Origin of the sequence: Pseudomonas sp. IT-P2 (assembly GCF_949767575.1) — a bacterium.
Taxonomy (GTDB): Bacteria; Pseudomonadota; Gammaproteobacteria; order Pseudomonadales; family Pseudomonadaceae; genus Aquipseudomonas; species Aquipseudomonas pharyngis.
Genome location: NZ_CATKQA010000045.1, coordinates 208396 through 221123, shown reverse-complemented (window position 1 = coordinate 221123; position 12728 = coordinate 208396). Strand labels below are relative to the sequence as shown.

The following is a 12728-nucleotide window of genomic DNA, read 5'->3' as shown; positions in this document are numbered from 1 at the left end:
ACGCCAGAGATTGTCAGGCCAGGCGATCAGCTACCCAGCCAATCGAGTCGACCTGGGGCGCGGCCGCTGCGACGGCGCCTATGACCAGAATCGCAGGGCTCTTGAGCTGGAAACCAAGGGCATCGTCTTCCATCGCTGTCAGATCGCTGCGGCATTCGCGTTGCTCCGGCAATGAAGCATTCTCGATCATCGCCACTGGCGTATCTGCCGCCATCCCTCCTGCCAACAGCTGTTCGCGAATCTCGCCGAGCTTCGCCACCCCCATGTAAATCACCAGCGTCGTGCCGCCCTGCGCCAAGGCCCGCCAGTTCAACTGGCTGTCGTCCTGAGTGTGGGCCGTGACCAGCGTCACGCCCCGGGCCACGCCGCGCAATGTCAGCGGAATATCACACTGGGTCGCGCCGGCCAGTCCGGCGGTGATGCCATTGACCAGTTCCACCTCGACCCCGCGCTCGCGCAACCACTGCGCTTCCTCACCCCCACGCCCGAAAATGCACGGATCGCCGCCCTTGAGCCGCACCACGCATTTGCCCTGACGGGCATAACGCAGCATCAGCCGATGGATGAACGCCTGGGGCGTCGAGCGGCAGCCGCCGCGTTTGCCGACGGCAATGATCCGGGCAGCAGGGCAGTGCTCAAGTACCGCCTCATTGACCAGATCGTCGATCAGCACCACCTCGGCCTCGCGCAAGGCACGCACCGCTTTGAGCGTCAGCAATTCAGGATCACCAGGGCCCGCGCCCACCAGCCAGACTTTCGCGTTCATGGTGTTTTCCTCTTCAGATGACGGCGACCGGACGCACTTCGGCGGCCAGCAAACGCTTGATTTCCGGGACGCAGGAGCCGCATTGCGTGCCGCACCCCAATGTATTTTTCAAACCCTGCAGATCCAGCCCTTCACGAATACCGGTGCAGACCGCGCTGTGGCTGACGTTCTTGCAGTTGCACAGGGTTTTGTCCGCCACAACCTGCGCGCCGGCATTGCCCGGCGGTGCACTCATCGGTGCCAGCAGCCAGCGCCGCAGTTGTTCGTCGGCACGACCCTCCAGCCACAGGCCTTGCAACCAGTGCTGAGCGAGGGTTTCGCCGGCCAGGCGGATCGCGGTGATTCGCCCGTTTTCGATGCGCACCCGTTTACCGATGGCGCGGCGAGGATCGTCATAAGCCAGCACCGGCCCGTCGATCAGGGCCAGGCACTGGTCGATTTCACGCAGCAATTGCGGTTCTGGCGCCACGACGCTGGCTGCGCGTATCAGCAGCGCAGGCCGTTCACGTCCGACAAGGCTGAGACTTGCGTAGGAAAACGCCTCGCAGAGCGGTCGAAGCGCCTCGAAATGCCGTTGAACATCGCCCTCGATCAGTGCGAACAGTTGCCATGGCAAATCCACCGGCTCCAGCCGCACGCCGCTATGCTTGAGTTCCGGCTGTTTCGACAAAGGATCGAAGGCGGGCAGGGTCAGGCTGTTCACGCCACCCTTGAGGAAGCGATCACCCCAGTGCATCGGCAGGAACGCCTGGCCCGGACGCACGCTGTCATCGCTGGCGACCGCCACGATCACTGCGCCTCGACGACTTTTCAGATTCACCAGCTCCCCCGGCTGCAAACGGTGCCGGCGCAACTCCTCCGGGTGCAGGCTCAACACCGCTTCGCTGACATGGCCGAACAACTGCGCAGCCGTGCCGGTGCGGCTCATACCGTGCCATTGATCTCGCAGGCGGCCGGTGATCAGGGTCAGGGGAAAACGTGCGTCGCGTTGTTCCTTGGCGGCGCGATAGGGATCGGCAACGAACTGCGCGCGCCCGTTCGCTGTAGGAAAGATCCCGTCGCCATACAGTCGGGCTGTGCCTTGGCGAGCGCCAGCGGGGAAGGGCCATTGCTGTGGCCCCAGTTCATCAATCAGTCCGTGGCTGATCCCGGACAAATCCAGATCGCGGCCACGAGTCAGTTGTTTGTACTCGTCAAACAGTTGCGCCGGTTGCTCGAAGGCAAACAGACCCGGTTGTTGCGGGCGCAGACGTTTCTCCAGGCGTTGTGCGAAATCAACGGTAATCGCCCAGTCCGGTCGCGCTTCACCCGGTGCGGCAATGGCTTGGCGGACGTGGGAAATCCGCCGTTCGGAGTTGGTCACCGCACCCTCCTTCTCGCCCCAACTGGCCGCCGGTAACAGGAGATCGGCAAACGCCGCGGTTTCGGTGGTGCGAAACGCCTCCTGCAACACCACGAACGGACAAGCCTCCAGCGCTGCACGCACGGCGTTCTGGTCCGGCATCGATTGCGCGGGGTTGGTGCAGGCAATCCACAACGCCTTGATCTTGCCGCTGCGCACCTGTTCAAACAATTCGATGGCGCTGAGACCTGTATTTTCCGGCAGCTTATCCACACCCCAATACGCCGCGACTTCTGCGCGGTGCTCTGGATTGGCGACTTCACGGTGACCGGGCAACAGATTGGAAAGGCTGCCGGTTTCCCGTCCGCCCATGGCGTTTGGCTGACCGGTCAGGGAGAAAGGTCCTGCACCCGGCCGGCCGATTTGCCCGGTGGCCAGGTGCAGATTGATCAGCGCGCTGTTCTTTGCGCTACCGGCGGTGGACTGGTTCAGGCCCATGCACCACAGCGACAGAAAGCTTGGTGATGTACCGATCCATTCGGCGCATTGCTGCAACTGCTCGACGCTGATCCCGCACAGCTGCGACACCATCGCCGGCGTGTAATCACGCACCAGGCTTTTCAGCTCGGCGAGGCCTTCGGTGTGGGCTTTGATGAAGTCGCGGTCGATCCAGTCTTCCCACAACAGCAGATGCAAAATCCCATGGAACAGCGCGACATCGGTGCCCGGCAGAATCGCCAGATGCAGGTCGGCCAGATCGCAGGTGTCGGTGCGCCGTGGATCAATGACGACGACTTTCATCTGCGGGCGGCGGGATTTTGCCTCTTCGAGACGACGAAACAGTACCGGGTGGGCGTAGGCCATGTTACTGCCGACGATCACCACGCAATCGCTCAACTCCAGGTCTTCATAGCTGCAAGGCGGTGCGTCGGCGCCGAGGCTGCGTTTGTAACCGACCACCGCCGAAGACATGCACAGCCGCGAATTGCTGTCGATGTTGTTGGTGCCGACCAGCGCCCGCGCCAGTTTGTTGAAGGCGTAGTAATCCTCGGTCAGCAACTGCCCGGAGATATAGAACGCCACGCTGTCCGGGCCGTGTTCGGCGATGGTGTCGGCGAACACGTTGGTGGCGTGATCCAGCGCGGTGTCCCAGGCGCAACGACTGCGCGCCAGGCCTTTGCCCAAGCGCAATTCCGGATACAACGCCCGGGCCGCCAGATCGCCGGTCAGGTGCAGGGTCGAGCCTTTGCTGCACAGTTTGCCGAAGTTGGCCGGATGCGCCGGATCGCCGCTGACGCCGAGAATGCGCTCGCCGTCATGCTCGATCAGCACGCCGCAGCCGACTCCGCAATAACAGCAGGTCGAGGCGGTCGTCTGGCGGTTCATCAGACGGCGTCCCGCAGGGCCAATTGCACGCGGCCGTTTTCCACTCGGGCCGGGTGATGGTGCGCGCAACCGACGTCCGGGGCCTGGGCTTCGCCGGACTGCAGGTCGATCTGCCAGTTGTGCAGCGGGCAGGCGACACGCTTGCCGTAGATCAGTCCTTGGGACAATGGGCCGCCCTTGTGCGGGCAGCGGTCATCGAGTGCGAAAACTTCGTCGTCGCTTGTGCGAAAGATCGCGATGTCGCCTTTGGGCCCGGCGATGATCCGCGAACCGAGGGCATTGATCTCTTCCAGGGCACAGATATCGAGCCAGTTCATGCCGGCACCTCCAGGTTTTTCACGGGGATCACGTCGAATTCTTTTTTCAGTTGCGGCTGGGCGAGGCGCTCTTTCCACGGATCCTGTTCGAACGACAGGGAGAATTGCAGGCGCTCGTTCAGGGCCTTGCGACGCTCGGGATCTTCCAGCACGGCTTTCTTGATGTGCTCCATGCCGACCCGTTGCAGGTAATGCACGGTGCGTTCGAGGTAGAAGGCTTCCTCGCGGTACAGCTGCAGGAACGCGCCGTTGTATTCGCGCACTTCCTCGGCGGTCTTGAGCTTGACGAAGAACTCGGCGACTTCGGTCTTGATCCCACCGTTGCCACCGATGTACATCTCCCAGCCGGAATCGACGCCGATGATTCCTACGTCCTTGATCCCTGCTTCCGAGCAGTTGCGTGGGCATCCGGAGACCGCCAGCTTCACTTTGTGCGGCGACCACATGTTGAACAGGTCGTGTTCGAGGTCGATGCCCAACTGGGTCGAGTTCTGCGTGCCGAAGCGGCAGAACTCGCTGCCGACGCAGGTTTTCACGGTGCGGATGGATTTGCCGTAGGCGTGGCCGGATGGCATGTCGAGGTCTTTCCACACACCGGGCAGATCCTGTTTCTTGATTCCCAGCAAGTCGATGCGCTGGCCGCCGGTGACCTTGACCATCGGCACTTGATATTTGTCTGCCACGTCGGCGATCCGCCGCAATTCCGACGGGTTGGTCACGCCGCCCCACATCCGTGGCACCACCGAATAAGTGCCGTCCTTCTGGATGTTGGCGTGGGCCCGCTCGTTGATCAGGCGCGACTGCGGATCGTCCTTGGCTTCGCCGGGCCAGGTGGAAATCAGGTAGTAGTTGAGGGCCGGGCGGCAGGTGGCGCAGCCGTTCGGGGTACGCCAGTTGAGGTAACTCATGGTGCCGGCGATGGTCAGCAAATGCTGTTCGCGAATCGCCTGGCGAATCTGGCCATGGTTGAGGTCGCTGCAACCGCAGATGGCTTTTTCGCTTTTCGGTTTGACGTCTGCCGCGCCGCCGACGGTGTTGATCAGGATCTGCTCGACCAGCCCGGCGCAGGAGCCGCAGGAGCTCGCAGCCTTGGTGTGTTTCTTCACTTCGTCGACGCTGAACAGGCCGTGTTCCTGAATCGCCTTGACGATGGTGCCCTTACACACGCCGTTACAGCCGCAGACTTCAGCGTTGTCGGCCATGCTCATGGCTTTGTCCTGGCCTTGATGTCCTACGTCACCGAGGGCGTTTTCACCAAACATCAAGTGATCGCGGATCTCGCCGATGGCGTGATTCTCACGAATCTGCCGGAAATACCAACCGCCATCTGCCGTATCGCCGTACAGACAGGCGCCGACCAGCACGTCATCCTTGATCACCAGTTTTTTGTACACCCCGCCGATCGGGTCGGAGAGGGTGATGGTCTCGGTGCCTTCGCCGCCCATGAAGTCGCCGGCGGAAAACAGGTCGATGCCGGTGACCTTCAGTTTGGTCGACGTCACCGAGCCCTGATAACGGGCGAAACCCAGTTGGGCCAAGTGGTTGGCGCAAACCTTGGCCTGTTCGAACAGCGGCGCCACCAGCCCGTAGGCAATGCCACGATGGCTGGCGCATTCACCGATGGCATAGATGCGCGGGTCGTAGGTTTGCAGGGTGTCGTTGACCAGAATCCCGCGATTGCACGGGATGCCGGCCTTTTCCGCGAGTTCGGTGTTGGGGCGGATGCCGGCGGCCATGACCACCAGATCGGCAGGAATGATGTCGCCGTTCTTGAATTGCACCGAGCCGACCCGACCATTGCCGGCGTCGTGCAGGGCCTGGGTCTGTTCGCACAGGCGAAAGTGCAGGCCACGGGATTCGAGGGCGGTTTGCAGGAGCTGGCCGCTGGTCTTGTCCAGTTGCCGCTCCAGCAGCCATTCACCGAGGTGCACCACGGTGACGTGCATGCCACGCAGCATCAGGCCGTTGGCGGCTTCGAGGCCGAGCAGGCCGCCGCCGATCACCACGGCGTGCTTGTGGGTTTTTGCGGTGTCGATCATGGCCTGGGTGTCGGCAATGTCGCGGTAACCGATCACGCCCTGCAAGGTGTTGCCGGGGATCGGCAGGATGAACGGGGTCGAGCCGGTGGCGATCAGCAGGCGATCGTATTCGGCCTCGGTGCCGTCCTCGGCGATCACCCGACGTTTGACCCGGTCGATCTCCACCACTTTGCGGTTAAGCAGCAGTTTGATGCCGTTTTCCAGGTACCAGTCGAGGTCGTTGAGCACGATCTCTTCGAAGGTCTGCTCGCCGGCCAATACCGGCGACAGCAGGATGCGGTTGTAGTTGGTGTGCGGTTCGGCGCCGAAGACTGTGATGTCGTACAGCTCGTTGCTCAGCTTGAGCAGTTCTTCCAGGGTACGGACCCCGGCCATGCCATTGCCTATCATCACCAGTTTGAGTTTTTTCATCAGGTTCTCCGGGAGCTTCGGGCTTGCCTCTTGTGGGCGTTCAGGCCTTGCTCGACAAAAAATGGCGCAAACAAAAAAGGCGTCCCCGCCAGTTACCTAGCGAGGACGCCTTTGTCCTTGTCCCGTTCTCTCGGGAAGCCTGGCCTTCGTCGTTGAAGGTCGGGCTGTATGTCAGTTGAAAACGTTAATGCAGTGGTTGTGCCAAGTCGCGGCGGGCCGCGAATTCACTGGGTAACGCTGGAATTGGCCAGATTTTCGTTGTGGTTTTTGCACTGAATGGAAGCAGTACGCTCGTTAATGGAGCGCCGCATCAGCCATGAAACAACAGAAACAGCAGCACCAGATTGCCCAGCAGTGCCAGTAACGCCAGTGTCCGCCAGACCTTCAGCGGCTCCCGTTCCAGCAAGGGGCGAGGGCGTACATTCAGGCTGCGGCGCTCACCTTGTTCCAGCGTCAGCAGCCATTCCTCGGCGGTTTCATAACGTTGCAAAGGATCAGCTGCCACACCGCGCTCCAGACACTGCGCCAGCCACTCCGGCAGATCCGGGCGATAGCGACCGGCACTCACTGGCACCCCGAAACGCGGGCGCTGGAACGCTTCGATCTCGCCGTAGGGAAAATGCCCGGTGAGCAAGAAATACAGAGTCACGCCCACCGCATACAGATCCTGTTGTGCGCCGGGTGCTGCGCCTTGAAAGGCTTCCGGTGCGATGTAGCTCGGGGTTCCGGGCAAGGTCGACGGTGCGTCCTGCGACAGACCGGGGCAATACGCCAGACCGAAATCCAGCAGACGCAACTCGCCGTCGTCCCCCAGGTGCAGGTTCTCCGGTTTGATGTCGCGGTGCAGGATCTGCCGTCGATGCAGCAGGCCGACGGCCCGCAGCAGGCGCTCGGCCAAACCCTGCCACTGGGCCAGTGGCAGCGGGCCGCTTTGTTCGGACAACTGCGCCAGGGTGGTTCCCGAATATTCACGCATCACGTAGTACAAATGCTGACGCTGACCGGCGCTATGGACTTCAGGGAAATGCCGCCCGGCGACGCGTTTGAGAAACCATTCCTCCGCCAGCAAGGCCTGGCCGGCCTGGGCATCGTCTGCCAGTTGTGCAGGCAACGTCTTCAACAGCCACGCCTGGCCCTGACTATCAAGCACGCGATACAGCAACGATTGTTGGCTGCGACTTATAAGCTCTTGAACCCGCCAGCCTTCAAAGACCTGACCCGGTTTCAGCGGCGGGGGCAGCGGCCACTGCTGCAAATGAATCAGCGCATCGCCGATGCTGGCCTCGCCAACAGCATCCACCCGCACCAACAGCGCACTGGCATTGTCCTGACTGCCGGCCAAATGCGCGGCATTGACCAAGGTTTGCGCGGCACTGTGCAGATCCGGTTGATCGCGCAGAATCCCGGCGATGGCGCTATCGCCAAGCGCGGCCCACACGCCATCACTGAGCAGCACGAAACATTCGCCGTCACGCAGTTCGCCATCGAGAAAGTCCAGCACCAGATGCTGATCCAGTCCCAATGCCCGCTTGAGCACATGCTGCATGCCCGGTTGATCCCAGACGTGGTCTTCGGTGATCCGTTGCAAGGTCTCGGCGTGCCAGCGATAGACCCGGCAATCGCCGACGTGCGCCAGGGTAAACCGCCGGCCGCGCAGGACCAGCGCACTGACCGTGGTAAGTAGCGGCTGCCCGCCACCGTTGGCCTGCAACCAGCGGTTTTGTGCGAGCAGCAGACGATCGAGGGCCTGGGCCACGCTCCAGGTTTCCGGGGTGGCGTAGTAGTCCAGTGCCAGCGCCTGCAAGGTCGAACGCGCGGCCAGCCCGCCATCGGCGCACTGGCTCACGCCGTCGGCGATGGCGAACAGAAACCCTTTGCTGGCCGCCAGCGCCGGAGCCGGCGTGACCAGGCGCAAGGCGTCCTGGTTTTCCGCGCGGGGGCCGGTGGCGCTGGCTTCGGCAAAGCTCAGTTGCAGAGCCATTCGGGCTTCAGACCCGGGCAGCGGTCACGGCCGCCGAACCCCAAGTGGTTCTCCAGCGACGTTTGACCCCGTGCAGGCCAAACCACGCCAGCACGCCAAGGCTGGCGAACAACCACAGCGCCAGTTGATAGCTGCCGGTGCTCTGTTTGATCGCGCCCATGCCTGCCGCCAGGGCAAAGCCGCCGATGCCGCCGGCCATCCCGATCAGCCCGGTCATCACGCCGATTTCGCGCCGAAAGCGCTGAGGCACCAATTGGAACACCGCGCCGTTACCGGCACCGAGACCAAGCATGGTGCAGACGAAAAGTGCCAGCGCCGCGTAGGAACTCGGCAGGTTGAAGCCGACCGCCGCGATGCAGACTACGGCCACTGTGTACATCGCCAGCAGGGTGCGAATCCCGCCGAACCGGTCCGCCAGCGCGCCACCCAGTGGACGCATCAGGCTGCCACCGAACACGCAGGCCGCGGTGTAGTAACCGGCGGTCACCGGGCTCAAACCGTATTGATCGTTGAAGTAGCCGGGCAGGGCGCTGGCCAGGCCGATGAAGCCGCCGAAGGTGACGCTGTAGAAAAACATGAACCACCAGCTGTCACGGTCGCCCAGGGCCTTGAAGTAGTCGGCCATGGATTTGGCTTTCGGCCGCTCCGGCGCGTTTTTCGCCAGCCAGGCGAACAGCACCAGGGTCAGGATCAGTGGAATCAGGGCGAACCCGAACACATTGCTCCAGCCGAACGCCGCCGCCAGCACCGGGGCGATCAGTGCCGCGAACACAGTCCCGGAATTGCCGGCCCCGGCGATGCCCATCGCCTTGCCCTGATGCTCCGGCGGATACCACTGCGAGGCCAAGGGTAGGGCCACGGCGAACGAGGCGCCGGCCATGCCGAGGAACAAACCGAGCAGCAGGGCCTGTTCGTAACTGTGGATGCCAAGCTTCCAGGCGCCGAACAGTGCGCAGATCACGATCACCTGGCCGATCAGCCCGGCGGTTTTCGGCGACAGGCGATCGGCGAGCATGCCCATCGCAAAGCGCAGCACCGCGCCGGCCAGAATCGGCGTGGCCACCACGAGGCCGCGCTGTTGGGTGGTCAGGTGCAGGTCGGCGGCAATCTGCACCGCCAACGGGCCGAGCAGATACCAGACCATGAAGCTCAGGTCGAAATACAGGAAGGCTGCGAACAGGGTCGGGGTGTGGCCGGATTTCCAGAAGCTTTTATTCATTGCGCACCTCAGCTGTAGAGAATCTCGAGAAGGAGTCAGAACCAGCACAGTGGGGCGCCGCCACGGCCGCACCACCGGCCCCGGGCTGTGGGGCCAAAACGCAAAAACGCCGCTACCCGGATCGCCGAAAGGGGCGAAGAAGGTGAGCGACGTCTTTGTCGTAGGTGGGGCAACCGCCGTTGGTTACCTGTGGTGATTGCTTAGCGAGATTTGTGCCAGCTCAGCCAAGCAACTCGCTCATCGCGATGATCTGCTCCGCCACCTGAATGAGTTTCTGCTGGCGGCTCATGGCCTGGCGGCGCATCAGGGTGTAGGCCTCTTCTTCGTTGCAGTCCTTCATTTTCATCAGCAGGCCCTTGGCCAGTTCGATGCGCTTGCGCTCGGCCAGTTGCTGGTCGCGGGCCTGTAGCTGGGCGCGCAAGGCCTGATCGCTTTCGAAGCGGGCCATGGCCACGTCGAGAATCGGCTGCAGGCGTTGTGCGTGAATGCCCTCGACGATGTAGGCACTGACCCCGGACTTGATCGCCTGGCGCATCACGCCGGGGTCATGCTCGTCGGTGAACATCACGATCGGCCGGGGCTGGTCGCGGCTGACCAGCACCACTTGTTCCATCACATCGCGGCTCGGTGACTCGGTATCGATCAGGATCACGTCCGGACGCACCGTTTCGACGCGCGCCGGCAGGTCGATGGTCAGGCCCGACTCGTCGATCACCTCGAAACCGGCCTCGGTCAATGCGGCTTTCAGGCGTCCGACTTTTTTCGCGGTGTCGTTGATCAGCAGAATGCGCAGCATGTTCGCGGTCTCCTGTCAGCGGCGGGCAAGAAGTGGCGCGCTGTCGCTCAGCGCGTGGAGCTTGAAGCTCCGGGCGTAGGCGGCCGGGTCGCTGCCGTCCCAGATTTTGCCGTCGATCAACTGGCTGCTGCGCATGTCCTTGCCCCACGCTGCGACGCCCACAGCAGTCGCCGCGTCGCGATAGATCTCCAGTTGCTGCACCTGCCGGGCGACGGCGAGGTAGTCCGGGTCATCGCGCAGCAAACCCCAACGGCGGAACTGAGTCATGAACCACATGCCGTCCGACAGGTACGGCAGGTTCACCGCGCCATCGCCGTGAAAGCGCAGGGCGTGAGGGTCTTGCCAGCGATTGCCGAGGCCATCGTCGTAGTCGCCGAGAAAGCGTGGTTCGATGCAGGACACCGGGGCGTCGAGGTACTCGGCGGCGCTGAGAAGTTGCGCGGTGCTGCGGCGGTTTTCCGGGCTCTCTTCGATGAAACGGCTGGCCTCGAGGATCGCCATCACCAGCGCGCGCGCGGTGTTGGGGTATTGCTCGACGAAGGCGCGGGTGCAGCCGAGGACTTTTTCCGGGTGATCGGGCCAGATGGTCTGGCTGGTGGCCAGGGTGAACCCGAGATTTTGCTGCACGGCGCTGGCCGCCCACGGCTCGCCAACGCATAAACCATCGATGCGCCCGGCCTGCAGGTGCGCGACCATTTGCGGCGGCGGCACCACCACGCTGTCGACATCCTGCAACGGATGAATGCCCTGGCTCGCCAGCCAGTAATAAAGCCACATGGCATGGGTGCCGGTCGGGAAGGTCTGGGCGAAGGTCAGTTTTGCGCGGGTTTGGTGCACGTGGTGGTGCAGCGCTTCAGGACCGGTCACGCCCAGGCCCTGCAAACCGTGGGACAGGTTGAGGCTCTGGCCGTTCTGGTTCAGGCCCATCAGCACCGCCATGTCGGTCGGCGCGACACCGCCGATGCCCAGATGCACCGCGTAGATCAGCCCGTAAAGGCTGTGGGCGGCATCGAGTTCGCCGCTGACCAGATTGTCCCGCAGGTTGGCCCAGGAACTCTGGCGCTTGAGGTTCAGGGTCAGGCCGTAAGGCTGGGCAAAGCCCTGAGTGGCGGCGACCACCAGCGAGGCGCAGTCGCTCAGGGCCATGAAACCCAGGTTGATCGCGCTTTTTTCCGGGGCATCGCTGCCGTTGACCCAGGCCAGCGGCCCGGCGGAGGTTTGAGTCATGAAAGCCACCCTCAAAAAAAACGTCGTCCCAGGCTTTGCCCGCGCAAAACCGAGAGACGACGCCATTGTCCTTGCCTGCACGCCACCATTGGCCTGCCGGCTGATGCCGTGGAAGGTGCAAGGCATATGCCATGCGCACGGATTTACCCGTGCGCCTCGCGCGGCGGGGGGATGCCCGGCTATAATCGCCGCCTCTTTTCGCCGCCCGAGTCATAGCCGCCCATGTACACCCTGGCCCGTCAGCTGTTGTTCAAACTTTCCCCGGAAACCTCCCACGATCTGTCGCTGGATCTGATCGGCGCGGGCGGGCGTTTGGGCCTCAACGGCTTGCTGTGCAAGGCGCCGGCGTCGCTGCCGGTGAATGTCATGGGCCTGACGTTCCCGAACCCTGTGGGTCTGGCGGCCGGTCTGGACAAGAACGGCGCGGCCATCGACGGCTTCGCACAACTGGGTTTCGGGTTTGTTGAAATCGGCACCGTGACCCCGCGTCCGCAGCCGGGCAACCCGAAACCACGGATTTTCCGCCTGCCGGAAGCCGAGGCGATCATCAACCGCATGGGTTTCAACAACCTCGGTGTGGACAACCTGCTGGCGCGGGTGGCAGCGGCCAAATACAAGGGCGTGCTGGGGATCAACATCGGCAAGAACTTCGACACCCCGGTCGAGCGTGCGGTGGATGACTACCTGATCTGCCTGGACAAGGTCTACGCCCACGCCAGTTACGTCACGGTCAACGTCAGCTCGCCGAACACCCCGGGCTTGCGCAGCCTGCAATTCGGCGACTCGCTCAAGCAATTGCTGGCGGATCTGGCCACGCGCCGCGCCGAACTGGCCCTGCGCCACGGCAAACATGTACCGCTGGCGATCAAGATCGCGCCGGACATGACCGACGAAGAAACCGCGCAAGTGGCCCAGGCGCTGATCGAAACGGGGATGGACGCGGTGATTGCCACCAACACCACCCTCAGCCGCGTGGGCGTCGAAGGCATGGAACACGGTGACGAGGCGGGCGGTCTGTCCGGCGCGCCGGTGCGTGAGAAGAGCACACACACCGTGAAAGTGCTGGCGTCCGAGCTGGGCGGCAAGCTGCCGATCATCGCGGCGGGCGGCATCACCGAAGGCAAACATGCGGCCGAGAAGATCGCGGCTGGCGCGAGCCTGGTGCAAATCTACTCCGGCTTCATCTATAAGGGCCCGGCGCTGATCCGCGAATCCGTGGACGCGATCGCCGCCAAGCGCTGATT

Annotated in this window: 9 protein-coding genes; 1 reads left to right on the top strand and 8 read right to left on the bottom strand. The window is 63.0% G+C overall.

Features of this window, described 5'->3' with window-relative positions; all coding sequences use genetic code 11:
• Positions 1 to 13: 13 nt before the first annotated feature.
• The 8 genes from cobA to ACM6JM_RS22645 form a co-directional block, all read right to left on the bottom strand.
• Positions 14 to 766, bottom strand: a complete 753-nt coding sequence (cobA, locus tag ACM6JM_RS22680; RefSeq protein WP_039769994.1) for a uroporphyrinogen-III C-methyltransferase — start codon at positions 764 to 766, stop codon at positions 14 to 16.
• Positions 767 to 779: 13 nt separating this feature from the next.
• Positions 780 to 3494, bottom strand: coding sequence for a molybdopterin-dependent oxidoreductase (locus tag ACM6JM_RS22675; RefSeq protein ID WP_414882524.1), 2715 nt, complete (start codon positions 3492 to 3494; stop codon positions 780 to 782).
• Positions 3494 to 3811, bottom strand: coding sequence for a nitrite reductase small subunit NirD (gene nirD / locus ACM6JM_RS22670; RefSeq protein ID WP_007951992.1), 318 nt, complete (start codon positions 3809 to 3811; stop codon positions 3494 to 3496). Before nirD ends, ACM6JM_RS22675 begins: the two co-directional genes overlap by 1 nt.
• Positions 3808 to 6261, bottom strand: a complete 2454-nt coding sequence (gene nirB, locus ACM6JM_RS22665) for a nitrite reductase large subunit NirB (RefSeq protein WP_064384028.1) — start codon at positions 6259 to 6261, stop codon at positions 3808 to 3810. Before nirB ends, nirD begins: the two co-directional genes overlap by 4 nt.
• A gap of 310 nt (positions 6262 to 6571) precedes the next feature.
• Positions 6572 to 8242 (bottom strand): protein kinase domain-containing protein, encoded by a 1671-nt coding sequence (locus tag ACM6JM_RS22660; protein ID WP_414882523.1) that lies wholly within the window; start codon positions 8240 to 8242, stop codon positions 6572 to 6574.
• Between the two features lie 7 nt (positions 8243 to 8249).
• Positions 8250 to 9461 (bottom strand): nitrate/nitrite transporter, encoded by a 1212-nt coding sequence (locus tag ACM6JM_RS22655; RefSeq protein ID WP_414882522.1) that lies wholly within the window; start codon positions 9459 to 9461, stop codon positions 8250 to 8252.
• 220 nt (positions 9462 to 9681) lie between these two features.
• Complete coding sequence (locus tag ACM6JM_RS22650) at positions 9682 to 10257, bottom strand: ANTAR domain-containing response regulator (RefSeq protein WP_007916390.1); 576 nt, start codon at positions 10255 to 10257, stop codon at positions 9682 to 9684.
• Positions 10258 to 10272: 15 nt separating this feature from the next.
• Entirely contained in the window at positions 10273 to 11484 is a 1212-nt protein-coding gene (locus tag ACM6JM_RS22645; RefSeq protein ID WP_074687625.1) for a CmpA/NrtA family ABC transporter substrate-binding protein, read from the bottom strand.
• Positions 11485 to 11706: 222 nt separating this feature from the next.
• Between ACM6JM_RS22645 and ACM6JM_RS22640 the strand changes: the two genes are divergently transcribed.
• Positions 11707 to 12726, top strand: coding sequence for a quinone-dependent dihydroorotate dehydrogenase (locus ACM6JM_RS22640; protein ID WP_039770005.1), 1020 nt, complete (start codon positions 11707 to 11709; stop codon positions 12724 to 12726).
• Positions 12727 to 12728: the final 2 nt, after the last annotated feature.

Bases quoted from the DNA above. Each gene is read 5' to 3' on its own strand.
- ACM6JM_RS22660 (WP_414882523.1), bottom strand. From the start codon at position 8,242: ATGGCTCTGCAACTGAGCTTTGCCGAAGCCAGCGCCACCGGCCCCCGC.
- nirB (WP_064384028.1), bottom strand. From the start codon at position 6,261: ATGAAAAAACTCAAACTGGTGATGATAGGCAATGGCATGGCCGGGGTC.
- ACM6JM_RS22640 (WP_039770005.1), top strand. From the start codon at position 11,707: ATGTACACCCTGGCCCGTCAGCTGTTGTTCAAACTTTCCCCGGAAACC.
- ACM6JM_RS22655 (WP_414882522.1), bottom strand. From the start codon at position 9,461: ATGAATAAAAGCTTCTGGAAATCCGGCCACACCCCGACCCTGTTCGCA.
- cobA (WP_039769994.1), bottom strand. From the start codon at position 766: ATGAACGCGAAAGTCTGGCTGGTGGGCGCGGGCCCTGGTGATCCTGAA.
- ACM6JM_RS22645 (WP_074687625.1), bottom strand. From the start codon at position 11,484: ATGACTCAAACCTCCGCCGGGCCGCTGGCCTGGGTCAACGGCAGCGAT.
- nirD (WP_007951992.1), bottom strand. From the start codon at position 3,811: ATGAACTGGCTCGATATCTGTGCCCTGGAAGAGATCAATGCCCTCGGT.
- ACM6JM_RS22675 (WP_414882524.1), bottom strand. From the start codon at position 3,494: ATGAACCGCCAGACGACCGCCTCGACCTGCTGTTATTGCGGAGTCGGC.
- ACM6JM_RS22650 (WP_007916390.1), bottom strand. From the start codon at position 10,257: ATGCTGCGCATTCTGCTGATCAACGACACCGCGAAAAAAGTCGGACGC.